Source organism: Micromonospora sp. LOL_013, from assembly GCF_048060315.1.
Taxonomy (GTDB): Bacteria; Actinomycetota; Actinomycetes; order Mycobacteriales; family Micromonosporaceae; genus Micromonospora_E.
Map to the genome: position 1 here is coordinate 73,935 of NZ_JBHMIQ010000026.1, position 22,027 is coordinate 95,961.

The 22,027-nt window shown below is 70.9% G+C and carries 22 protein-coding genes and 2 pseudogenes; 7 read left to right on the forward strand and 17 right to left on the reverse strand.

What is annotated here, in order from left to right; translation table 11 throughout:
• Positions 1-24: 24 nt before the first annotated feature.
• A complete protein-coding gene (locus ACFHWS_RS18485) occupies positions 25-1,290 on the reverse strand; it encodes a JmjC domain-containing protein (protein WP_416568639.1) in 1,266 nt (421 codons plus the stop codon).
• Positions 1,291-1,673: 383 nt separating this feature from the next.
• Positions 1,674-2,696, reverse strand: a complete 1,023-nt coding sequence (locus ACFHWS_RS18490; RefSeq protein WP_278168982.1) for a LacI family DNA-binding transcriptional regulator — start codon at positions 2,694-2,696, stop codon at positions 1,674-1,676.
• 392 nt (positions 2,697-3,088) lie between these two features.
• On the opposite strand from ACFHWS_RS18490, the gene ACFHWS_RS18495 reads away from it, so the two are divergent.
• Complete coding sequence (locus ACFHWS_RS18495) at positions 3,089-5,593, forward strand: beta-glucosidase family protein (RefSeq protein ID WP_416568633.1); 2,505 nt, start codon at positions 3,089-3,091, stop codon at positions 5,591-5,593.
• Between the two features lie 36 nt (positions 5,594-5,629).
• Here ACFHWS_RS18495 and ACFHWS_RS18500 read toward each other — a convergent pair whose 3' ends face one another.
• The 3 genes from ACFHWS_RS18500 to ACFHWS_RS18510 form a co-directional block, all read right to left on the reverse strand.
• Positions 5,630-6,061, reverse strand: coding sequence for a DUF2267 domain-containing protein (locus tag ACFHWS_RS18500; RefSeq protein ID WP_416555788.1), 432 nt, complete (start codon positions 6,059-6,061; stop codon positions 5,630-5,632).
• A gap of 64 nt (positions 6,062-6,125) precedes the next feature.
• Positions 6,126-6,554, reverse strand: a complete 429-nt coding sequence (locus ACFHWS_RS18505; RefSeq protein ID WP_416555787.1) for a TraR/DksA family transcriptional regulator — start codon at positions 6,552-6,554, stop codon at positions 6,126-6,128.
• Positions 6,555-6,734: 180 nt separating this feature from the next.
• Positions 6,735-7,310, reverse strand: coding sequence for a winged helix-turn-helix domain-containing protein (locus ACFHWS_RS18510; RefSeq protein ID WP_416555786.1), 576 nt, complete (start codon positions 7,308-7,310; stop codon positions 6,735-6,737).
• A 380-nt stretch (positions 7,311-7,690) separates the two neighbouring features.
• Between ACFHWS_RS18510 and ACFHWS_RS18515 the strand changes: the two genes are divergently transcribed.
• Entirely contained in the window at positions 7,691-8,614 is a 924-nt protein-coding gene (locus tag ACFHWS_RS18515) for an AEC family transporter (protein WP_416555785.1), read from the forward strand.
• On the opposite strand, the gene ACFHWS_RS18520 is transcribed toward ACFHWS_RS18515, so the two are convergent.
• From ACFHWS_RS18520 to ACFHWS_RS18540, 5 genes and pseudogenes are all read right to left on the reverse strand, one after another.
• Positions 8,530-8,883 carry a hypothetical protein gene (locus ACFHWS_RS18520; RefSeq protein WP_416555784.1) on the reverse strand — a complete coding sequence of 118 codons (354 nt, stop codon included), beginning with the start codon at positions 8,881-8,883 and terminating at the stop codon, positions 8,530-8,532. The genes ACFHWS_RS18515 and ACFHWS_RS18520 overlap by 85 nt on opposite strands.
• Before the next feature lie 20 nt (positions 8,884-8,903).
• Complete coding sequence (locus ACFHWS_RS18525; protein ID WP_416568634.1) at positions 8,904-9,467, reverse strand: RNA-guided endonuclease TnpB family protein; 564 nt, start codon at positions 9,465-9,467, stop codon at positions 8,904-8,906.
• Positions 9,464-9,886 (reverse strand): helix-turn-helix domain-containing protein, encoded by a 423-nt coding sequence (locus ACFHWS_RS18530; RefSeq protein ID WP_416568635.1) that lies wholly within the window; start codon positions 9,884-9,886, stop codon positions 9,464-9,466. Before ACFHWS_RS18530 ends, ACFHWS_RS18525 begins: the two co-directional genes overlap by 4 nt.
• Positions 9,883-10,162, reverse strand: a pseudogene (locus ACFHWS_RS18535) (IS607 family transposase); the annotation flags it as partial. The pseudogene ACFHWS_RS18535 and the gene ACFHWS_RS18530, both read right to left, overlap by 4 nt.
• Positions 10,163-10,255: 93 nt before the next feature.
• Positions 10,256-11,761, reverse strand: a complete 1,506-nt coding sequence (locus tag ACFHWS_RS18540; protein WP_416568636.1) for an LVIVD repeat-containing protein — start codon at positions 11,759-11,761, stop codon at positions 10,256-10,258.
• 133 nt (positions 11,762-11,894) lie between these two features.
• Here ACFHWS_RS18540 and ACFHWS_RS18545 point away from each other — a divergent pair, with 133 nt between their 5' ends.
• The gene (locus ACFHWS_RS18545) at positions 11,895-12,596 is read left to right on the forward strand and encodes a DUF305 domain-containing protein (RefSeq protein WP_416568637.1); all 702 of its coding nucleotides are present in this window, start codon (positions 11,895-11,897) and stop codon (positions 12,594-12,596) included.
• A gap of 44 nt (positions 12,597-12,640) precedes the next feature.
• Here the strand turns inward: ACFHWS_RS18545 and ACFHWS_RS18550 are convergent, their stop codons facing one another.
• From ACFHWS_RS18550 to secA2, 4 genes are all read right to left on the reverse strand, one after another.
• Entirely contained in the window at positions 12,641-13,123 is a 483-nt protein-coding gene (locus tag ACFHWS_RS18550) for a DUF2231 domain-containing protein (RefSeq protein ID WP_416555781.1), read from the reverse strand.
• 82 nt (positions 13,124-13,205) lie between these two features.
• A complete protein-coding gene (locus ACFHWS_RS18555) occupies positions 13,206-13,340 on the reverse strand; it encodes a hypothetical protein (protein ID WP_416555780.1) in 135 nt (44 codons plus the stop codon).
• Positions 13,337-13,486: a hypothetical protein gene (locus ACFHWS_RS18560; RefSeq protein ID WP_416555779.1), complete on the reverse strand. Its 150-nt coding sequence runs from the start codon at positions 13,484-13,486 to the stop codon at positions 13,337-13,339. The genes ACFHWS_RS18555 and ACFHWS_RS18560 overlap by 4 nt, the downstream gene beginning before the upstream one ends.
• Before the next feature lie 21 nt (positions 13,487-13,507).
• Positions 13,508-15,805, reverse strand: coding sequence for an accessory Sec system translocase SecA2 (secA2, locus tag ACFHWS_RS18565; protein WP_416568638.1), 2,298 nt, complete (start codon positions 15,803-15,805; stop codon positions 13,508-13,510).
• A 151-nt stretch (positions 15,806-15,956) separates the two neighbouring features.
• Here secA2 and ACFHWS_RS18570 point away from each other — a divergent pair, with 151 nt between their 5' ends.
• Positions 15,957-16,976 carry a glucosyl-3-phosphoglycerate synthase gene (locus ACFHWS_RS18570; RefSeq protein WP_416555777.1) on the forward strand — a complete coding sequence of 340 codons (1,020 nt, stop codon included), beginning with the start codon at positions 15,957-15,959 and terminating at the stop codon, positions 16,974-16,976.
• 30 nt (positions 16,977-17,006) lie between these two features.
• On the opposite strand, the gene ACFHWS_RS18575 is transcribed toward ACFHWS_RS18570, so the two are convergent.
• The 3 genes from ACFHWS_RS18575 to ACFHWS_RS18585 form a co-directional block, all read right to left on the reverse strand.
• Positions 17,007-17,183 (reverse strand): hypothetical protein, encoded by a 177-nt coding sequence (locus ACFHWS_RS18575; protein ID WP_158632101.1) that lies wholly within the window; start codon positions 17,181-17,183, stop codon positions 17,007-17,009.
• 84 nt (positions 17,184-17,267) lie between these two features.
• The gene (locus ACFHWS_RS18580) at positions 17,268-18,416 is read right to left on the reverse strand and encodes a SigB/SigF/SigG family RNA polymerase sigma factor (protein WP_416555776.1); all 1,149 of its coding nucleotides are present in this window, start codon (positions 18,414-18,416) and stop codon (positions 17,268-17,270) included.
• A 187-nt stretch (positions 18,417-18,603) separates the two neighbouring features.
• Positions 18,604-19,710 (reverse strand): Vms1/Ankzf1 family peptidyl-tRNA hydrolase, encoded by a 1,107-nt coding sequence (locus ACFHWS_RS18585; protein ID WP_416555775.1) that lies wholly within the window; start codon positions 19,708-19,710, stop codon positions 18,604-18,606.
• Between the two features lie 155 nt (positions 19,711-19,865).
• Between ACFHWS_RS18585 and ACFHWS_RS18590 the strand changes: the two genes are divergently transcribed.
• From ACFHWS_RS18590 to ACFHWS_RS18600, 3 genes and pseudogenes are all read left to right on the forward strand, one after another.
• Positions 19,866-20,414: a hypothetical protein gene (locus ACFHWS_RS18590; RefSeq protein ID WP_416555774.1), complete on the forward strand. Its 549-nt coding sequence runs from the start codon at positions 19,866-19,868 to the stop codon at positions 20,412-20,414.
• 192 nt (positions 20,415-20,606) lie between these two features.
• A complete protein-coding gene (locus ACFHWS_RS18595; RefSeq protein WP_416555773.1) occupies positions 20,607-21,518 on the forward strand; it encodes a DMT family transporter in 912 nt (303 codons plus the stop codon).
• A gap of 313 nt (positions 21,519-21,831) precedes the next feature.
• Positions 21,832-22,027 (forward strand): annotated as a pseudogene (locus tag ACFHWS_RS18600) (glycosyltransferase family 1 protein); the annotation flags it as partial.

Below are 22,027 nucleotides of genomic sequence, written 5' to 3' on the forward strand. Positions count from 1 at the left end.
CCAGCCGACGCCCGGCCCCGGTGGTCATTCGGCGACCGCGACCGCTTCGCGCAGCAGACGGCGGGCCAGCACCAGCTGGTCGGCGGTGGTGTCCAGCCCGGGCAGATCACCGACCCGGACACCGGCGGTGTCCAGCACCGTCCGCAGGGCCGGAACGCACCTACCCGGAAACTCCACCGCACGGTCGAAGATCTGCAGGGTGACCCGGTCGTCCGACTGCGAGGTGAGCCGCCAGCGCAACCCGGGTCGGCGGCTGATGACGTCGTCGACGGTCAGCGTCCGGATCCGGTCCGCCTGCTGCAGTGGGGGCAGTGGGGCCGGGCGGACCGCCGACCAGGCCCGACGGCGCATCCGCGCCGCGACCTGGCCGGGCTCGACGGAGGCCAACCAGTCACGCAGTACCGCCGCCGTTGCGGTCAGCTCCGAGGCGATCCCGGCCGGTTCGCCCGGGTCGGTGCCGAACGGCAGCGAGGTGCGCAGCCGGGGCTCGGTCACGGCGAGCTCGAGCAGCGCCTCGACCAGCGAATAGCGGGTGAACGCGCGGACCCCGACGGTGAGGTGGATCGAGCTCTCCTGCTGCGCGGTGGCGCTGTGCAGCCAGCCTCGAGGCAGGTAGAGAGCATCGCCAGGGCCGAGCACGACGTCCAGCGCAGGTGCGGCCTCGGACCGGGCGGCTACCTCGTCGGCCCGGCCCGACCAGGTCTGCTGAGGCAGCGGATCGATCAGTACCGGATCGTGCACCTGCCACCGCTTGCGGCCCTCGGTCTGCAGGACGAACACGTCGTGGGTGTCGTAGTGGGTGGCGAACCCACGGCTGCCGGCCGGGGTGAGGTAGGCGTTCGCCTGCAACGGCTGGCCCAGCATGGTGGACAACTCGCCGACGAACGAGATGATCGGTGGCCAGAGCCGGTGCAGGCCCTGCAGAACCAGGGTAGCGCCGTCCGCGTACAGGCCCAACACCCGCTCGTCGAGCACCTGGTCGTCGATCTCGGCACCGGCACCGGCACCGCCGGTGTAGGTGGGTTCCGCGAACACCTCGCCGTCCCGGGCCACCCGGAGGAACGGGGTACGCAGGCCGTGCCGGCTCAGCAGTTGGTCGGCCGCAGGGCGATCGAGCAAATCGGTGAATCCGGCGGGGCCGGCCAAATCGACGGCGCGGGACAGCAGCGGTCTACGCCCCCAGTAGACATCTGCGAAGGTCGCCGGGGCGACGGCAACACACCGGGTCAGCGCCGCCGGGCGGCGGGACGGGTCCGCACCGCCCGGCGGGCCCGGTGGCGTCGCGGCGATCCGCAGCCGGTCGGGAGGTTCAGGTCCGCCGGTGCCGGTACCGCGCGACGCCGTGGGCAACTGGGTCAACGCCGGTTCGCCCCGCCGTCAGCACCACCGTCCCGCCCAGCCGGATTCGCCCCACCATCGGCCGGGCCCTCCTGCGCCTTCGGACCAGCGCCGCCGTCAGCACCACCGTCCCGCCCAGCCGGATTCGCCCCACCATCGGCGGGGCCGTGACCCGCTGCGGGCCCGGTGCTACGGATGTCGTCGTCGTCGAGTGTCATAGCTGCCCCCTGCGGGTCGGTCGACACGCGCCGGTTCCACGCCGGCACGGTCCTGCCTGCGGGTGGTACCCAGGGCGGATCGCCACTAACCTCGCATGCACCCGGACCGGCTGAGGATCACAGCTCCTGGTACGGCGCGCAACTGTCCCGCACGACCAGCTCGGTGGCGAGCTCCACCCGCGGTGTCTCCAGTGGTTCCCCCTGCGCCAGACGCAGCACCGTCCGCGCTGCGAGCAGCCCCATCTCGGCCAGCGGCTGGCGCACCGTGGTCAGCGGCGGCGACGACCACTGCACCTCGGGCAGGTCGTCAAAGCCGACCACGCTGACGTCGTCCGGGACCCGCAAACCGCGTTGCCGCAGGGCCTCGTAGGCACCGAGGGCCATCTGGTCGCTGGACGCGAAGATCGCACTGGGTGGTTCGTCGAGGTCGAACAGCGCGGCCGCGCCGGCGAAGCCGGACTCATGGTAGAAGTCGCCGGGGACGACATACTCGGGGCGCAGCGGTATCTCGGCTGCCTCCAACGCGGCCCGGTAGCCGTCGAGCCGGGCCCGGCTGCACAGCAGCCGGGGCGGACCGGCGATGAAGCCGATCCTGCGGTGTCCCAGGGAGATGAGGTGTTCCGTCGCCCGCAGTCCGCCGGCCCAGTTGGTCGCCCCGATGGTGGGAATGTCCAGGCTCGGGACGCCGGCCGGGTCGACCAGCACCATCGGAACGTTGAGCCGTCGCAGTTCGGTGTGCAACGGCGGAGCAAGTTCGCTGGTAACCAGGATGACACCGTCGGTGGCCCGGGTACGCAGGTTCTGCAACCACTGCCGGGTCGATGCGGACCGGCGGTGGATGGCGGAGACGACGGTACCGACCCCGGCGGCGTGCGCGACATCCTCCACGCCGCGGATTATCTCCACCGCCCACGGGCTGTCCAGGTCGTTGAAGACCAGGTCGATCAGGCTGGCACCGGCGCGGGACCGGGTCGCCCGCCGCCGGTAGCCGTGCCGACGCAGCAGCTCCTCGACCCGTTCACGGGTCTGCGGGGCGACGTCGTTGCGACCGTTCAGCACCCGTGACACGGTCGGCACGGAGACACCGGCTTCCTGAGCGATCGCGGTGATCGTGATCCTGCGTCCTTCATCGACCGTCACGGCAGCAACTCCTTCGTCGAGGCTTCAGCGTACGGCCGAACTTTCCGCCGGCCGGTCGGGCTCCGTACGCCGAGTCCGGGCCCTATCTTGCCGCAGCTGGAAACGCCTGGCATCGACCCGGCCGACAGTGTTTCGCCGATGCCGGCGGCCGGGTCGACCACACCACCGGCCGGAACTTTCCGGAGAATCTGGCGGCGGTGGCCAAACGGTAGCCGGACGGGGCGCTTGCGGCCCCTACGATGCGGGAGCGTACCCGGACACTGCCAGCAAACTGTAGGGCGCCGGATCTCGACGGGGCGGTAGGTTTCCGGAAACATGTCGGAAAACAGGGCGCGACGGTCCGGCGAAGCCGGGATCGGACTGGCGCGGCGACGATCGACAGGAGGCTGCCGGTGAGCGGCAAGGACTACGCCCTGGACGAGGGGCCGGCCCAGCCCGGTCCGGCCGGGCAACCGGACGATCACGCCGCCGCCGCCGCGGCCACCGGCCGGGCGGCCGGGTCGCCCGCCGCCGACACCCCCGACCGGTCAGCACCGTGGCGCGATCCCACCCTGGCGGTGGAGGAACGGGTGTTCGACCTGCTCAGTCGGATGTCGCTGACGGAGAAGGTCGCACAGCTGTACAGCTATTGGCGGGGCGCCAATGCCTCGATCGACGACATGGCCCCGTTGCAGCATGACCTGGTCGACGAGTCGGTCGACTGGGCCGGCCTGCTACACACCGGCCTGGGGCAGTTGACCCGGCCGTTCGGCACCGCGGCGGTGACTCCGGCCGACGGCGCCGGGGCGCTGCTCCGGCTGCAGACCGAGATCGTCGCCGGTAACCGGTTCGGTATTCCCGCGGTGATCCACGAGGAGTGTCTGACCGGGTTCATGACCTGGGGCGCCACCGTGTACCCGACCCCACTGGCCTGGGGTGCCAGCTTCGACCCCGACCTGGTGGCGCAGATGGCCGGACGGATCGGGCAGGACATGCGGTCGGTCGGGGTGCACCAGGGACTCGCCCCGGTGCTCGACGTGGCCCGGGACCCCCGTTGGGGCCGCACCGAGGAGACCATCGGCGAGGATCCGTACCTGGTCGCCACGATCGGCACGGCGTACGTACGAGGGCTGGAATCGGCCGGGGTGGTGGCCACCCTCAAACACTTCGCCGGTTACTCGGCCTCCCGGGCGGGGCGCAACTTCGGGCCGGTGTCGGTCGGCCCGCGAGAGTTCGCCGACGTCCTGCTCCCACCGTTCGAGATGGCTGTCCGGGACGGCGGCGCCCGTTCGGTGATGCACTCGTACGCGGAGGTGGACGGCGTCCCGGCGGCGGCAGACGGCGGTCTGCTCACCGATCTGCTCCGCGGCCGCTGGGGGTTCACCGGCACCGTGGTCGCGGACTACTTCGGCGTGTCGTTCTTGGAGCTGCTGCACCGGGTGGCCGACGGTCCCACCAGCGCCGCCGCCCTGGCGCTCAGCGCCGGAGTCGATGTCGAACTGCCAGCGGTACGGTGCTACGGTTCCCCGCTCGTCGAGGCGGTCCGGCAGGGCGCCGTACCGGAGTCGGTGGTCGACCGGGCCGTCACCCGCGTCCTGCGGCAGAAGTGTGAGTTGGGGTTGCTCGACCCGGACTGGGATCCGGTGCCACCGGCGCTGGTTGGTGCGTACCGCACGGGCAAGGCGGGCGGGGCGTCCGCTGGTCCGGGGATCGACCTGGATTCGCCGGCGAACCGGGACCTGGCCCGGCGGCTGGCCGAGGAATCGGTGGTGCTGCTAGCCAACGACGCCGTCCTTCCGCTGCCCGAGCGGGGCCGTATCGCGGTGGTCGGGCCGCTGGCCGACTCGGTCAGCGGGCTGTTGGGCTGCTACACGTTCCCCAGTCACGTCGGTACCGTTCCGGCCGATGTCGGGGACCAACCCCAGATGGGGACGGTCCTGGCCGCGCTGCGGGCCGAGCTGCCCGCAGCCGCCATCGAGCACGTCGTAACCGGTCCGGTGGACGGGCAAAACACCCCGGGCATCGTGGTGGCCGCGGACGCCGCGGCGCGGGCGGACGTCTGCGTCGCGGTGGTCGGGGACCGGGCCGGGCTGTTCGGCGCCGGGACCTCCGGCGAGGGTTGCGACGCCACCGACCTGGAACTGCCCGGACGGCAGGGTGAGTTGATCGAGGCGTTGGTGGCCACCGGCACTCCGGTGGTGCTGGTACTGCTGACCGGACGCCCGTACGCGCTCGGCCGGTACGCCGACCGGCTGGCCGGGGTGGTGCAGGCGTTCTTCCCCGGTGCCGAGGGAGGCGGTGCGGTCGCCGGTGTGCTCAGCGGCCGGGTGTGCCCGTCCGGCAGGTTGCCGATCGGGGTTCCCCGGCTGGCCGGCGGCCAGCCGACCAGCTACCTCAGCCCGCTGCTGGGACACCGGACCGAGGTGAGTAACGCGGATCCCGGTCCGCTGTACCCGTTCGGCCACGGCCTGTCGTACACCTCGTTCGAGTGGTCGACGCCGCTGGTCGACGGGGTCGAGCACGGCTGGGGTGCGGCCCCGGCGCAGATCGGCACCGACGGCACGTTGCGAATTCGGCTGCGGGTACGCAACACCGGCGACCGGGCAGGCAGCGAGATCGTCCAGCTGTATCTGCACGACCCGGTGGCGCAGGTCACCCGACCGGTGATCCGGCTGGTCGGGTACGCCCGAGTGCCGTTGCAGGCTGGCCAGGCGTGCTGGGTCGAGTTTGACTTCTCCGCCGACCTGTCGTGTTTCACCGGGCGGGACGGGCGGCGGATCGTCGAGCCCGGCGACCTGGAACTGCGGCTGGCCGCGTCGAGCATCGACGTCCGCCACCGGGTCGCGGTCCGGCTGGTCGGCCCCCAGCGGCAGGTCGACCACCGACGCCGGCTGGCCACCGAGGTGACCGTACGGTGACTGACGCTGCGGCCCGCGCCAGCGCGGGCCGCAGCGTCAGTCACCCAACAGGTCGCGCAGGTCGACCGGTACGGTGGCCAGCACGTCGTCCCACTCGCCGGAGCTGACGTGCCGTCGCAGCACCCGGCTGACCGTCCGGATCACCTGTTCGGCCCCGCCCTCGACGTCGAACGGGAAGTCCCGTCGCACCCGGGCGACGAAATCGGCACGGTCCAGCTTCGTCGGCGCCGAGGTGGCGTCCCAGCCCTCGTAGTACAGCCCGCGGACCAGTAGCGGCAGTTGCGCCGCAAGCTGCACCACCTCGGCCAGGGGTAGCCGGTCGCGCAAGGTGTGCAGCACGGCGGCGAGCGCCGAGTAGGACTGCTGGCGGCGCTGGGCCGGCCAGCCGAGTTCGTGTTCGATCTCGCTGAGCAACCGGTTGGTCTTGTCCACCGTGGCGTCAATGGCAGTCAACTGGGCAGTCGTCATCTCGTGCTCCCTCGTCGGTTCGCGGTGCCGGTGATCCGGGGGGCGCTGATGAACGCGGCCTCGGTCAGGCCGCCCGCCGCTCGCGGGACTGCTTGCAGGTGACGCAGGTGGTGGCCGAGGGATAGATTTCCAGCCGCTCCACCGGAATGGCCGCGGCACAGCCCTCGCAACGCCCGTAGTCGCCGGCGGCGAGCCGGGCCAAGGCATGCTCGAACTGGGTACGACGCTCCAGGATGGTCCGGATCAGGGACTGGGCCGCGTCCCGCTCGGCGGTCTTCGTGCCGCTGTCGGCCTGGTCGTCGCCGGCGGTGTCGCCCCCTTCGACCAGCCGGAGCACCTGGCTCTGCGTCATCGCCTGCTCGTACTCAGCCGTCAGCTCCTGGTACCGACTGGTCAGCGCGGTGCGGATCCGATCACTGTCGATGGTTCCCGGTGCACCTACGGTTCCCGGCGCGCCGAGACCCGGTCGCCGGTTCACCTCATGTGTCAGCATGCGCGCATCCCCCTTCAGATCGAGTACGGCGAGCCACGACCGGCTCGGACTCCGGCACACCGGATCGCCGCGAGATCCGCCACTTACCCGTCGCCGAGGGCCGGCAAACCCGTCCGGCCCTCGACCAACCACGCGCCATCGGACCTCGCCGACGCCGGCCGGTGTCCGCCGGCGGTGTGATCAGCCGGCGGTGTCGATGCTGACCCGGACGTCGTCGGCGAGCCGGTAGCCGACGCCGTACACGGTGGTGATCAGGGGCGAGTTGCCCACCTTGCCGCGGAGCCTGCGGATGTGCACGTCCACGGTACGCACCCCGGTGTGCTCGTAGCCCCACACCGCAGCGAGCAGCTGCAGCCGGGTGAAGACCCGGCGAGGGTTCTCCACCAGGTGCAGCAGGAGATCGAACTCGAGTCGGGTCAACAGCAGTGGCTCGCCGTCCAACAGAACGGTCCGCGACGCGACCATGACGTGCAGTGCCGGCACGGTGACCGTCGCGGTCCGCCCTGACCGGGTGGCGGGTTCGGTGAACACCCCGCCGCCCGCTGGCGTCGGACCCGGCCCGTCGCGGCCGGCGACGATCTGGTCGAGCACCGCGCCGGGCTGCGCCCGGGCCGCGTCGGCCGCCGGCATCTCCACCGTCGCCTCACCCCGTTCCACCAGCTCCCGGGCGGCCTCCAATAGCCGACGGGCGGACGACGAAAGCGCTTCCTCACCGGCGGTGAGCGGGATCGACACGGTGACGGTCACGGTCGCCATCGCCGGGCCGGTCCCCCGCCGGGGCGCGGCGGGCGGACGGGCCGCACCAGACGGTGGCAAACCGGACCAACCGGCGCGCTGCGAGGCGGGGCTGACCGACATGGTCCTCCTAGACAGTTCCGGCCGGAAGCGTGCATCCCCGGCCACCGGCCGGTGTCCGTACGCAACGGTAGCCGGGTGGGACGCGGCAGCCGGCACCGGACACAGGGGACGACCCAGTGTGCCGGCGGCTGCGCACCAACCGATGCTGCCGTTCACTCGCTCCCGGGTCAATACCGGACTGCGTTGCAGGAATGTGATGATTGACAAGCGCACCGTAATCGATTGCTCGCTCTGGATACCCGACCTCGGTGCTATTGGCGAACCGGCAGGATGATCACATGCGCGCCATCGTCGCCGGGTTCGCCGCGATCTGGTCGGTCACCCTGATCGGGTACCTGATCGGCCGTTTCGAGCTGCTCGGCCCGGACGGCACCGCCGTCCTGGCCCGGCTGACCTTCTTCATCGCGACACCGGCGCTGTTGTTCACCACCCTGGCCGGCACGTCCCCGACCGAGGTGTTCACCCCCGCGTTCCTCGCCTACCTGGCGAGCACCGTGGTGGTGGCGGCCGGCTACCTGGCACTGGCCGGTTGGCTGTGGCACCGGCCGGCCGGCGACGTCACCATCGGCACGCTCGGCGCGTCCTATGTGAATGCAGCCAACCTCGGCATCCCGGTAGCGGCGTACGTGCTCGACGACGTCTCGGTCGTCGCGCCGGTGCTGCTGTTCCAGGTACTCGTCGCGGCACCGGTGGCCTTCGCCGTCCTGGACCTCACCGCCGGCGACCGCCGCCCGTCCGTCCGTCGGCTGCTGTCCCTGCCGGCCCGCAACCCGATCATGATCGCCTCGGCGGCGGGCCTGGCGCTGGCGGTCAGCCGCTGGCAGCCACCCGCCGAGCTGCTGCGGCCCTTCGAGCTGCTCGGTGCGGCCGCCGTACCGCTGGCCCTGCTGGCCCTCGGAATGTCCCTGCCCGGAAGCCGGCCGCTGGCGGCCGACCCACAGGCTTGGGAACGCTACACCGCTGTCGCCCTCAAGGTGCTCGGCCAGCCGGCGGCGGCCTACCTGATCGCCCGACACGGTCTCGGCCTCAGCGGCACCGCGTTGCTCGCCGCAGTGGTCACCGCCGCGCTACCGACGGCGCAGAATGTCTTCATCTTCGCCACCCGGTACCAGCGCGGTCAACGCCTCGCCCGGGACTCGGTGGTGCTCTCCACGGTCGCCACCGCCGTCACGCTGCTGCTGATCGCCGCCGTGCTCGGCTGACGTCCCCAGCGGGCGCGAACCTGGCCGACGTACCCCGACGACTGACGCTCACCGGCGGCGAGCGCCGCCGCGAAGACGACCGGATCACCCGGATCGCCGGTGAGCGCCGCTCGTGCTGTCGCATCCGGCGTCAGGAACACGGTGCGCACGGCCGCGGCAGGGCCAGCGGCGCCGTAGACCAGCGCCGCAACCAGGGCACCGGTCGACGTCCCCACCACCAGATCCGGGGCGCGCAGTCCGGCGCCCGCCCGGTCGAGTCCGACGAGCATCCGTTACCTTTCAGTGCGCTCTAGCGAGCACACGGTCGGTAGTCCCGCCTTGCGGTGGGACGGTCGCGGTCCATGACCAGGCCACACGCCGCGCAGTGGTACGCACGCTCGGACAGGGCCAGCTTGGTTTTCACCGCGCCGCAGCCCGAGCAGGTTTTCGAGGAGGGGTACCAGCGGTCGGCCACGAGCAGCCTGCCGCCGTTCCATCCGGTCTTGTACGCCAGTTGCCGCCGCAGTTCGGCGAATTTGGCGTCGGTGATGTGCCGGGCCAGCCTGCGGTTGGCCACCATCCCGGCCACATGGAGGTCTTCCGCCACGACCGTGCCGTGCTCGCGGGTCAGCCGGGTGGTGAGCTTGTGCAGCCCGTCGCGGCGCAGACGAGCGACCCGGGCGTGCGCCCGTCCGAGCCTGGCAGATGCGCGCTGCCACCGGTTCGACGGACGCCGGCCGGTACGCCGGTCCGGGCCTTGCCGGCGCGACAGGGTCCGGCCGAGTGTCCGTAGCCGGGACCGCGCGCCGGCGAGGTGTCGCGGGTTCGGTCGGGGCAGCACTACATGTTTACGGTCCGGCTCGACGCGGATCACGCCGGTGGTGAACCGAACGCTCGGGGTCGACCTGCGACGGGACTTGAACCGGGAAGCCCGACCGGGCGGCCGGCTCGTTCTCCGTTTCGGGAGTCGGCCCAGTTGGTCAACGCGCGGGCCAGGGCGTCCAAGCCGGTGTTGAACGCCTCCTTGGACACCTCCGGCCGCCACGGCGCCACATCCCGTTTGGCCGCGTTCCACGCCCTACGCAACGCGGGCAACGACCACGACACCGCCGGGGTGAGCCGATCGTCGGCGACACCGTACGAACGCTCGGCTGCCCGCTGGTCCATAATTGCCTTCACCCGCGCCAGCGCCCAGTTGTAGGCCACCCGCGCCGCCCCGGCATGCGCCAGCACCGCGCGTTCCTGGCCCGGGGTGAGGTCCAGAGCGAACCGGTACGCCTGAATCGTCCTCACACCCGGCCACCCGCCCCGGTGACAGCCTCGACAGCCCGGCGGGCACGGCCCACCGCCGCCCGACGCCCGTACCCGGCGAACACACAACGAGGTGAGGATCCCCGTCACGTCACCGACCAGGTCGTTTTCCACCTCGGCCGGGTCGACAACCAGGAGACGCCGGCCCTGCGCGGCAAGCGCCGCCTCGACATACTCGACACCGAAGCGGGCGAACCGGTCCCGGTGTTCCACCACGATCGTTGACACCGCCGGGTCACCAAGCAGGGCCAGGAACCTATGGATGAACATCCGGCCAACTGGTCAGGCGCGGCGGGTGGTCGGACCGCGGTCCGACCACCCGCCAGCTGTCTCCGTCTCACCAGCGCGGTGTCACCAGCTGAGGTACCAGGGCTGGGTCTGCACGTTCAACTCCGGGAACCGGACCAGCTTGGCGCTCGCCGTACGCCAGTCCTTGAGGTCCAGCACATCCAGGCCCTTCTGGATGTCACTGGAGTAGATGTAGCCGTTGTAGTAGTACGTCGACCATGGTCCGCCGGTGACCATCCGGGTGTCCGAGACCGGTCCCCGCTCCCAGTAGGCGATCTCCTGCGGCCTGGCCGAGTTGGTGAAGTCCCAGACCGATACGCCGCCCTGGTACCAGGCCTGGACCATGATGTCGCGGCCCAGCACCGGGATCAGCGAACCGTTGTGGGCCACACAGTTCTCGGTCGACCCGTTGGTCCGGGGGATCTTGAAGTAGCTGCGGAAGGCCAGTGTCCGCGCGTCACCCGTACCGGTGATGTCGTAGATCGCGTTGGCACCCCGGTCCGGACCGATGGTCGGGTTGCAGGTCGCCACCCCGCCGCCGCCAAGTTCGTCGGTGAAGACCACCTTGGTGCCCGAGTTGTTGAACGTCGCCGAGTGCCAAAAGGCAAAGTTGGTGGTGTCCCGGACCTGGTGGATGACCCGGGGCGCCTCCCGGTCGGAGATGTCCAGCAGCACGCCGTCGCCCATGCAGGCGCCCGCCGCGAGATCCTTCTGCGGGTACGCGGTGATGTCGTGACAGCCGGTGGTGGTGGCGCTGCCGTTGCCGCCCGGGTTGCCGCCGTCCGGGAAGATCGCCGGAGTGGCCACCACGGCCGCGTCGGTCGGCTTCTTCAACGGCACCTTGACGATCGAGATCAGGTCGTGCGGTGGCTGGCAGTCCGGGAAGTTCGTCGACGGGTTGTACGACGAGACGTAGAGATAGACAGAACCACGGCTCTTCGCCGGCACCAGGGTGTGGGTGTGTGAGCCGCAGTTCGTCTCGACGGACTTGACGTACCGAGGGTTGCTCTTGTCTCGAATGTCGAAGATCTTGATGCCCTCCCAGGACTCCTTCACCGACGCGGACTGGGAGGTACTGGCACAGGAGTCGTCACTGCGCGACGAGTCTGTGGACAGGAACAGCAGGTCACCGTGGACCGACACGTCGTTCTGCCCACCCGGACAGACCACCTGCGACACCAGCTGCGGCCGCCGCGGGTTGGCGATGTCGTAGATCACGAAGCCGTTGTAGTTGCCGACGAAGGCGTACCTGCCCTGGAAGGCAAGGTCCGAGTTCAACGAGGACTCGGTGTCGAACGGCGCGGGCTTGGGCATGCTGGCGATCTGACGCAGGTTCCGACTGCTGTCGATCTCGTCGACGCCGAGTCCGGGGTCGTCGGTCCCCGCCGCCGATGCCTGGGCCAGGCACAACTCGACCGCCAGCGCGTCGGTGGCGTCAGCGCAGTCGACGTCGAACGGGGTCCCTGCATGACTAGGTGTCGCCAACGCGGTGCTACCGAACAGGACGGCGATCGCCGCCACTGCCACGGTCCGGAGCTGCCGCGGCCCTCGTGGGGAACGTCTGATCATGTGCGGCACCCTTCGAAAGGGATTGATGATGCTGCGACGATACCGCCCAGTTGCCAACATCGATGTGACGGTGATCACATCGATACATGGAGTTGGCCGGATAGCATCGCGACCGTCCACTCCGGGAGGCCCGATGTCCCGACTGTCACTCGGCCGGCACCGACGGCTACTGGCGCTCGCCCTGATACCGGTCGTGGTCGTCGTCGCGGTGGTCGTGCTGCGGACCACCGCGACAACCTCGGCCACAACCGACGACGCAGCGACCGGGCCGGCGGGAACATCCACCGGCGCCGACGGGACCACGAACGCACCGCCGGTGATCCTGCCCGGCCGGCCCGGCGAGCCGGCCGAGCTGCGCCCTGCCACGGACGTGACCATCGATCCACCGCAGTACAACGCGCTGGACACCTGGTACGTCCAGATGATGATCCCGCACCACACCCAGGCCGTGCAGATGGCAGCGCTCGCCGCCGACCGCAGTGCCGACCCAGGGGTACGGGCCTTCGCCGACCGCATCCGGGCAGGACAGACCGCCGAGATCACCGTACTCCGGCAGTGGCTGCGGGACCGGCGGTTACCGGCCGGTGGGCACGACCACGACACGATGCCCGGGATGCAGACCGAGCAGGCCGTCCGGGAGCTAGCGGCCGCCCGGGGGGCCGAGTTCGACCAGCTCTTCGTGGCGATGATGACCGACCACCACCAAGGCGCCGTCGAAATGTCCGACCGGGTTCTCACCGGTGGCATCGACGTGACCATCGAGGAACTCGCCACCTCGATCGCTGCCGAGCAGGCAGTCGAGATCAACCGGATGCGGGACCTGCTGGACAGCTGAGCCGGCGCCCAACGGTCGTGCGCGCCCCGGTCGCGAGGAGTCAGCTAGCGGCGGGCCAACGCGTCCAACCCGTCCGACCGGCGGCCACGTTCGTCGGCGGCCGCTACCTCCCCGACGTGGCGCAGCAGAGCCGTACCGTGACGCAGCCCCGCCACCCCCACACCGAGGCCGACCAGCTCCACGATCAACAACGGGACGCCGGCCAACGACGTCGGACCAGAGGTACGAATCAGGCCGGCGAGCAGGAACATCCCGCCCATCGCCGTACTGATCAGGTTGAACCGGACCAGCGAGGTACGGACCGGACCGGACGGCTCGTCCCAGAGATCGACCAGACCCACCGCCACGGTCAGTGCCATCGCGGCCAGCCCGGCGACCAACGTCCAGTAGCCGACCTCACCGAACAGGTCGGGTGCCCCGGCCAGCACCGAGATGTCGAACAGGGCCGCACAGACGAAAAGTCCGAACGGCAGGGTCACCAGCATCGGCTGGATCGGCTGGCCGGGCACGCGGAGTTGCGCCTGCATCGCCCTCACGCCCTTCCCACTGGTCACACCGGTCACACCACCCGTGCTACCCAATTATCTCCCGCCGCGAACCCACCCACCATCACCGCTGCTGGCTGTCGGTCCGCAGCGCCGACGCCACCAGCCGCTTGGCGACCTCCGGCAACGGCACCGCGAGCGCCTCCCCGGCCGGGCACCGCCGCTGGGTCATCACGGTGCCGATCGCCGGGCCGATCACGTCGCCGTACTCCGGCCGACCACGGCGAGATGCTCCACCGCTTGATCGAAATCGGTGCACCGAATCATGCCGGCGGTCAACTCCCGCAGCAGGGCGGCGGTCTCCAGTACGGCCAGCCTGCTGTCCGCCGGATCGGCCTGAGCCAACGCGATCGCACCCGGCCGCGCTCAGCGGCGGCCGCTGCCACTGAGCCGGCGGCCAACGGACGAGATCAGCCGGTCCAGCTCGGAGCCGAACGGGTTGTCGTGCACCAGGTAGGTCCAGGTCGCACTGGGCCGTACCAGTTGGGCCTCGTCGGGCTGCCAGTCCTCGTCGAACTCGGTCTGTTCGAAAGTCGCGACGGTGCGGGCCTCGATCTCCGGAATCAGCTGGTTGAACGCGGGCACGGCCGCCCGGTGGAACTCGTCGAGTGGATCGAGCCGGCCGAGTGCCCGCAGATGCACGCCCTCGCGCACCTCGGACAGTTCGGCGAGGTGTTCGGTCCAGAGCCGGTCCAGGTGGTAGAGGGCGATCGAACGGGCGGCCCGCGACAGCAGATCCTCGTCCATCTCGGCGCACCGCTGCGGGAACCGGTCCATCAGCATCAGCGCGGCGACCTCGGTGGTCAGCAGCCGCTCACGCCGCTCCGCGAGCGCCTTGCGCTGCTGCTCGATCACCACGCTGTAGCGCCAGGTGTTCCGGTGGATCTCGTAGTCGACACCCTCAGCGATCCGCTGGGCGTGTTCGATGGCGAAGTCAACCTGCTCGTCCTGGACGATGCCGTCGGGCGTCATCCGCGGCGAGGGTGGGATCGCGTCCGGGGCGTGCCGGACGACCAGGTCGTCCTCCAGGCTGACGAAGAACACCGAGCCACCCGGGTCGCCCTGGCGACCGGCCCGGCCGCGCAACTGATTGTCCACCCGCCGACTGTCGTGCCGGCCGCTGCCGATCACGTACAGCCCGCCCAGCTCGGCGACCTGGTCCCGGTCGGCCTGGTCGCTGCCGCCGAGGCGGATGTCCACGCCGCGCCCGGCCATCTGGGTGGAGACCGTCACCGCCCCCAGCGCACCGGCTTCGGCGATGATCGCGGCTTCCTCATCGTCGTTCTTGGCGTTGAGTACCACGCAGGCAACGCCGGCCTCGCCCAACGACGCCGCCAGGCTCTCCGACTCCTTGACGTCGAGGGTGCCGATCAGAACCGGACGCCCGGTGGCGTGGGCCGAGCTGATCTCGGCGACCAGCGCCTCGTCCTTCTCGGCGCGGGTGGCGTAGATCCGGTCCGGCTCGTCGATCCGTACGCACGGGGTGTGTGGCGGGATCACCGCCACCTCCAGCTTGAAGAACTCGCGGAGCTGGTCGCCGACGAGGACCGCCGTCGCGGTCATCCCGCACAGGGTGCGGTACGCCGCGACGAACGCCTGCACGGTGATGGTGCCGAGCACCTCGCCCTCGGCCGTGGCGTTCAGACCCTCCTTGGCCTCGACTGCCGCCTGCAGCCCGTCCGGCCATCGGCGGCGCTGCGCCACCCGGCCGCGCATCTCGTCCACCAGTTCCACGGCGCCATCGCGGACGATGTAGTCGACGTCGCGGTGCAGCAACGCGTGGGCGTGCAGGGCGACGTGGATCGCGGACAGCTGCCCGACGTTGTCGTCGGCATACAGGTCGACGCCGTCCAGCTTGGCCTCGACCGCGGCCAGCCCGGTGGAGGTGAACGCGACGCTGCGGCCGTCGTCGGCGACCTCGTAGTCCCGGCCGGCGCGCAGCCCGCGTACCAGTGTGGCGGCGGCGTGCACCGGGTCCTGCTCACCGACGACTGCCCCGGCCAGCACCATCGGCACCCGAGCCTCGTCGATGAGGATCGAGTCGGCCTCGTCGACGATCGCCGTGGACAGCGGTGGCTGGACCCGGTCGGCGATATCGGTGACCAACTGGTCACGCAGGAAATCGAAGCCGGCCTCGCTCACCGACACGTAGGTGACATCCCGCTGGTACGCGGTCCGCCGCTGCTCGGGGCTGCTGCTCTCGGTGACCCAGCCGACGGTCAGCCCGAGCAACTGGTAGACCGGCGCCATCCACTCGGCGTCTCGGCGGGCGAGGTAGTCGTTGACCGTCAGCACGTGCACCGGGCCGTTGCCCCGCCGCACATGCCCGTAGGCGGCGACCGTGGCGGTCAGGGTCTTGCCCTCACCGGTGGCCATCTCCGCGACCTTGCCGGCCAGCAGGGACATTGCGCCGAGCAGTTGCTCGTCGAACGGCCGCTCGTCGATCGCCCGCCGGGCAGCCTCCCGGCCGACGGCGCAGAGGTCGACGAACTCGTTGGCCCGGCCGGCCTCGGCGGTCAACTCGGCGTCGTCGAGCGCCCGCAGGTCGTCCTCCCGGCCGGCGATGTCGGGGAGCAGTTTCGCCAACGGAGCGAGGTCGACCGTGCTGCCCGGCCGCTGGAGGAAACGCCGGAACCGACTCTTCAGACGCTGCGACACACCCATGAACGTCAACGCTACGCGACGCGTCCGGCTCGCGGTGCCCCACCCGCCCCAGGACGCTCAGGCGTGGCGGCCCAACCCGATCGGACGACGCATACCGCCCGCTGGGCGGGGTAGCCAGCAGCTGATCGAGTGTCGTCACGGGGGGTGGATCATGGGGTACGCGCGAACGGCCGTCGCTCCCACGGTTGCGGACTGGGCCGCCCGTCGCACCGGGACGGCGGGCCGGTGGACGCCCTGGGAACTGGCCATGGCCAAGGCCAGGACCGGCCGGCGGGTGAGCGTCGTACTGCCGGCCCGCAACGAGGAGGCCACCGTCGGCGCCATCGTCGAGTCGATCGTCGGGAACCTGGTGGACCGGGTGCCGCTGGTCGACGACGTGGTGGTGGTCGACTCCCGGTCCGACGACAGCACGGCGGCCGTGGCCGCCGCCGCCGGCGCGCGGGTCGTCGGCCAGGACGAGATGACCCGAGGGCTGCCGCGACTGGAGGGCAAGGGTGACGCGCTCTGGGCCGGGCTGGCCGCCACCGACGGGAATCTGATCGCCTTCGTCGACGCCGACCTGCGGGAGTTCCAGCCGGCCTTCGTGACCGGGCTGCTCGGCCCGCTGCTCACCGATGAGTCGGTCAGCTTTGTCAAGGGCTTTTACCACCGGCCGCTGGTGCGGTCGAGTGACGTCGAGGCGGATGCCGGTGGCCGGGTCACGGAGATCATGGCTCGACCGCTGTTCAACCTCTTCTGGCCGGACCTGTCGGGATTCGTCCAGCCGTTGGCCGGCGAGTACGCCGGCCGACGCGATGTGCTGGAACAGATCCCGTTCGTCTCCGGCTACGGGGTAGAGACCGCGATGCTGATCGACCTGCTCGACGTCTGTGGGCTGGACTCCCTGGCTCAGGTCGATCTCGGCGAGCGGCGGCACCGGCACCAGAGCACCGAGGCGTTGGGGCGGATGTCCGCCCAGATCCTGTTGACGGCCTGGTCGCGGCTCCACCGAAAGGGCTGGGTGGTCTCGGAGCGTCCGCCCGGCGGCCTGCTCACCCAGTTCCGGCGCGGCGAGGCCGAGGCGCTGAGCAATCTGGAACGCGAGATCGTCGTCAGCGACGTGTCGGTCCAGGAACGGCCCCCGTTGGGCCAGCACCGGCGGGCGCTGGCGACCACCGCGGCTGCCGGCTGACGCCGAGCCCGGCCGGAACCGCCGACCAGGCTATTTGCTTCCCGCACTCGGCTTGGTGGCGTGGAAAACGATCAGACCGACCACCAACCCGACCAGTGCGATGGCACCGGAGTTCGACGTATCGTCCCCAGCTCCGGAGATGCCGAAGGCGAACGTGCCCGCGCCTGCGACGATTGCCGCGACCAAGCGGTTTCCACGTTGTTTCACGGTCGGCACGCTATCGGCGCCGGTAACGCCGCCAGCGCCAGCCGGCACCGGTTCCCCCGATCGAGGTAGCGGGGCGAAACCGGCTCAGACCACGGCGAACAGCGGTGCCAGGCCGGCCACGGTCAGGCTGCGTCGCACATAGGGCTGGGGCCGGGTGAACCGTAGCCGTACCGCCGCCCGGCGGGCGGCCTCGTGGCTGGCCAGCAACGCGGCGATGCCGGCGGCGTCGACGAAGCCGACGCCGTCCAGGTCGACCAGGACCTCGGCGTCGGGGCCGGCGGCCCGGACCGCGTCGACCAGTCCGTCGCGGACCCGTTCGGCCGCCTCCCGGTCGAGTTCGCCGGTCAGGCCGATCTCAGTCCGGCCGTCGGCGCGCCGCACGGAGACGGTCAGCGCGACGTCGGCCGGCTCCGGCTGGGCGATCCCGGAATCCCACCGGGGCGGGGCGTCGGTCAGCATCGCCTGGCGCAGCCAGGTCAGGGTCCGGGACAGCAGCCGGGAGACATGCATCTGGGAAATGCCGAACTCGGCGGCGATGTCCGACTGGGTGTAGTTGCCGTAGAAGCGCATGGCGAGGATCCGGCGTTCCCGGGCCGGCAGCCGGTAGAGCAGCCCGCTGACCGTGAGCCGGTCGTCGACGGACTCCAGGTCGGCGTCCAGCGCGCCGAACATGTCGCCCAGCTCGGCGGGTCCGTCGTCGCCGACCGGCCCGTTCAGCGACGCGGGTGTGTAGCCGGCGGCGGATTCCAGGGCCGCGAGGATGTCCTCTTCGGAGGTGTCCAGCCGCTCGGCGAGTTCGGCGACGGTCGGCGACCGGGACAGCTCGCTGGTCAGCACCGCGGTCGCCTGGCTCACCTCGATGGTGAGATCCTGTAGCCGGCGGGGCACGTGTACGCCCCAGGTCCGGTCCCGGAAGTGGCGTTTGATCTCCCCAGTGATGGTCACCGCCGCGTAGGCGGTGAACGAGCCACGGTCTGGGTCGTAGCGGTCCACCGCTTTGACCAGCCCGAGCCGGGCGACCTGCTCGAGATCCTCCAGCGGCTCGCCGCGACCGCGGTAACGCCGGGCCAGCCGACCGGCGAACGGCAGGGCCAGCTGGACGAGTTCCTCTCGCAGATCCCGGCGCCGATTCTCAGCCTGGTCGGCGAATCGGGCCGCGTAGGACAGAGCTGCTCCGTCGAGGTCCTCCAGCGCGTGTTCCGAACGAGTTACCGTACGTCTTTGTCCGGACATTTCGCCCCTCCCCGGTGATCCGGCCCTGAGCTCCGCATTCCGGCACATTGATCGGGTCGCGAGTCCGGTCCAGCACCGGACGGACGCCCTCACTAAGCCGGACCCTACTTGCAGTGACAACGCCACCCGATCCGAATGCCATGAAAATTCCACGCCGAGGACGGCTGCCGACGCACCGGCAGTGCGCTCAGCTGGTGATTGGATCGGAATACCGCAGCACGGCGCCGACCCCGCCGGCCAGATCCGCGTCACCGGGACCGACCAGCACCAGATCGGCGTCGGTGGCCGCCAGCGCGCGCAGCAGCGCCGCGTCGGCGCGGACCTCGCAGGGCTCGTCCACCGCCATGACGGCCAGGTCGGCCGGATCCAGGGCGATCTGGGTCGGCTCCGGGCCGATCCAGACCCGCTGGGTCGAGGAGGGGTCGTCGACCAGCAGCAGCGTGTCGACCTGAGCCCGCTGCAGCGCGTCGACCACGGCGGGCAGCCCATCGCCCCGACCCTGTTGCGCGCCGTAGCGGTCAAGTGCCCGGTCGGTGTGCTCGGCGGCCACTGCGGCGATGGCCTGGATGGTGGCCTCGGTCAACGGCTCGGGGTCGGCACCCACCGCCCGCGACCCGGCATCGGTCTGCACCGTACGCGACTGCCAGCGCCTCGGCAGCTGGCCGACCATGAGCTGGCGTGCCTCCGGGTCGCCGGCGACCACCAGCACCTCGGCCCCGATCTGGTCGGCCAATGCCGCCGTCGCCGCGGCGCTGGCACCGGCGTTGCGTCGCCACGACACCTCGGCCGCCCGCTGGAACCGGGCCTGGGACCAGGCCCCCGGTTTGACCTTGCGGATCGGGTGGGCGGCCGGACCGTCGACGCCGGCCTGCCGGGGCAACCCGCCGGCGCTGACCGCGTCGATCTCGGCCCCGGTACGACTGACCAGGACCCGCAGCCAGCTGATCTCCTCGCCCCGCTGGGCGACCAGCGGCATCGCGTGCGGAAGCGGGCCGACCGTGGCGAGGTCATGCGGGGGCGGCGCCGGCAGGTAATTGTGCAGTACCACGTCGCCGCTGGCGGCGCTGAGCGCGAGGCCGTACTCACCGGCGCGGGGCACATGTCGGGTCACCGCCGCGCCCAGCGCCACGACCGTCGCCGGATCGGCGCCCTGCTGGTTCAACTGATCACGCAGCGCTCGCCAGCGCAGTTCGAGCGCGTCCACCGCGTCCTCGGTGTCGTGTGAGGCGTCCAGGTAAACCGACGCCCACGGTCCGGGCCGGGCGTAGAGCGGCCGTAGGAAGGACAGATCCATGACGTACCCCCTCCTCTCTCCGCCGGCATACCCGGACAGCTCGACGAATCACCTCAAATCAACCACCTCCTCCCCCATGAACCCATTCATTCACAGCATTCACTCGACCACCTCGATACAATGCGTGAAAAAAGACAAACATTGGGTGGTGATGGATGGATCCCGAACTTTTCCCCGAGCGAGCCGTCCACCGGACCGGGCCGATCATCACCGGACACGTGGTCCGTCTGGTCGGCGGCTACTCCCGGCCGATCAAAGTCGGTCAGCCCATCCTGATCGGGGTCCTCGCGGCGGCCGGGGTGATCCGAGCGCTCGGCGCGGTGCTCGCCTCGATCCGCCTGGCCGGAAGCGGCTCCACCGCCGCTCGCCGCAAGTGGAAGGAGCTGCGCAACGGACCTGAGTTCCTGGTGACCCCCCTGCACATCCGGGACACCGTCGGGGTGCTGTGCGAGATGGAAATCCACGGACATGTGCCGCAGAGTGCCCTCGACCCGGCCGACCACGTGCAGGTGACGGTACGCCGGCAGAAGGATCCCGAGCTGCCGCCCCGGGTGGAACGCATCGTCAACCTCACCACCGGCCAGTTCCTCAACCCACGGACCCCGACCGTCTGGTCGCACCTCGGTCCGGCGCTGCTGTTCCAAGCGGTCCTCGGACTCCTCTTCCTGGTCGCACTCGCCGGGCTGGTCGTCGTTCTGGCCTGAGCGTTCTGATCTGAGCGTTCCGGCCACCACCCGGAGATTCACTCCGGTTCCGTCCTCCGTCAGACGGAGGAACCCCGACAGCGAGGTACTTCGTGAGACGGAGACAACTGCCCCCCGACGGGGTGAGGGTGACCGGCGTCGGGTGAGGGATCATGGGACGATGACGCGCCAAGGGTGCCGACGGGCCCGGTCGTGACCGACCTACTGATCTCCGTGGCCTTCGCTGTCGCCTCGGCCCTCGCGTACGCCCTCGGCGCCGTGGTCCAGGAACGGCTCGCCGTCCGACTCGGGGCCCAGACCCCCTGGCGGGCGGTCGTCCGGGCGCTGCTAAGGGCCCGCCGCTGGTGGCTGTCGGTGGCGCTGAACGCCGCCGGCGCGCTTCTGCACGTGGCGGCGCTCGCGTACGGCCCCCTGTCGGTGGTGCAGCCGCTCGGCGTCCTGACGCTTGTGCTGGCCCTGCCGATCGGCGCCGCGTTCACCACCCGGCGGGTCGCCGCCCGGCAGTGGGTCGGTGCTGCGGCGGCCGTACTCGGTCTGCTCCTGCTGCTCAGCCTGACGGTGCCGGGCAGCGGCGACGGGATGACCGCAGCGGACGGCACCGTCCTGATCGTGGCCAGCGCCGTCGTGCTCACCGCGATGATCGCCGGCACCGCGGCACTGCGCCGCCCGGTGCCCCGGAGCCTGCTGTACGCCACCGGCGCCGGCATCGCGTTCGCCGTCGCATCCGCGCTGACCCACGCGGTGACCCGCGAGTACGCCGAACACGCAGCGGCCGCCCTGATCGGCCCGACCGTGCCGGCCGTCGCCGCGATGGCCATCGCCGGGGTGCTGCTGTCACAGCTCGCCTACCGCGGCGGCGGCCTCGGCGCGCCGCTGGCCACTGTCACGCTGGCCAACCCGCTCGCGTCGGCGGTGATCGGGGTGGCCCTGTTCGGGGAACGCTTCGCCGACGGACCGGTCGCGATGGTGCTGCTGGTGTGCGCCTGCGGTACCGCCGGTGTCGGGATCCTGCTGCTGACACCGCCGATGGCGATGACCGACACCGCCGATCCGGTAGACCCGGCCCCCGACCGGCCGGGTCCGCTGGCACTCTGCCGCCGCTGACTGCCAACCGGCCGGGCATCAGGGGCACCGGCGACCCGGGGCCGAGTGTCTTCGGTCACCTCCGGTACCTACGGGATGCGGATCCGGTCCGGATGTCGTTTCCTTGAAAACGGCGGCACCACGCACCGCAGCATGGCAGTCCGCCCGCCACCGGCCGTCGGCCACCTCTTCTCACTCGCGCCACGGCCATCGGCCACCGCTCGACCTCGTCGCGCAGCACCAGATCACCGCCGCAGCACCCTCTCACCGCCTGTCTTGCCGTCACCGGCGCCGGCGCACCCGCACTTGTTCGAGATGGATGGAGAAGATCGCGATGCCCCTGCGGGTCGGCGACCAGTTCGCCAACGCACTGGTCACTCAGGACGGCCTGTGCCGTCCGGTCCCGACGTCCCGACCGCACCCGCCGCTGCCGTCCGCCGGCGACGCCGCCGACGGACGCCGCCGGATCCTGATGCTGTCCTGGGAGTACCCACCCGTCGTGGTGGGCGGACTGGGCCGGCACGTACACG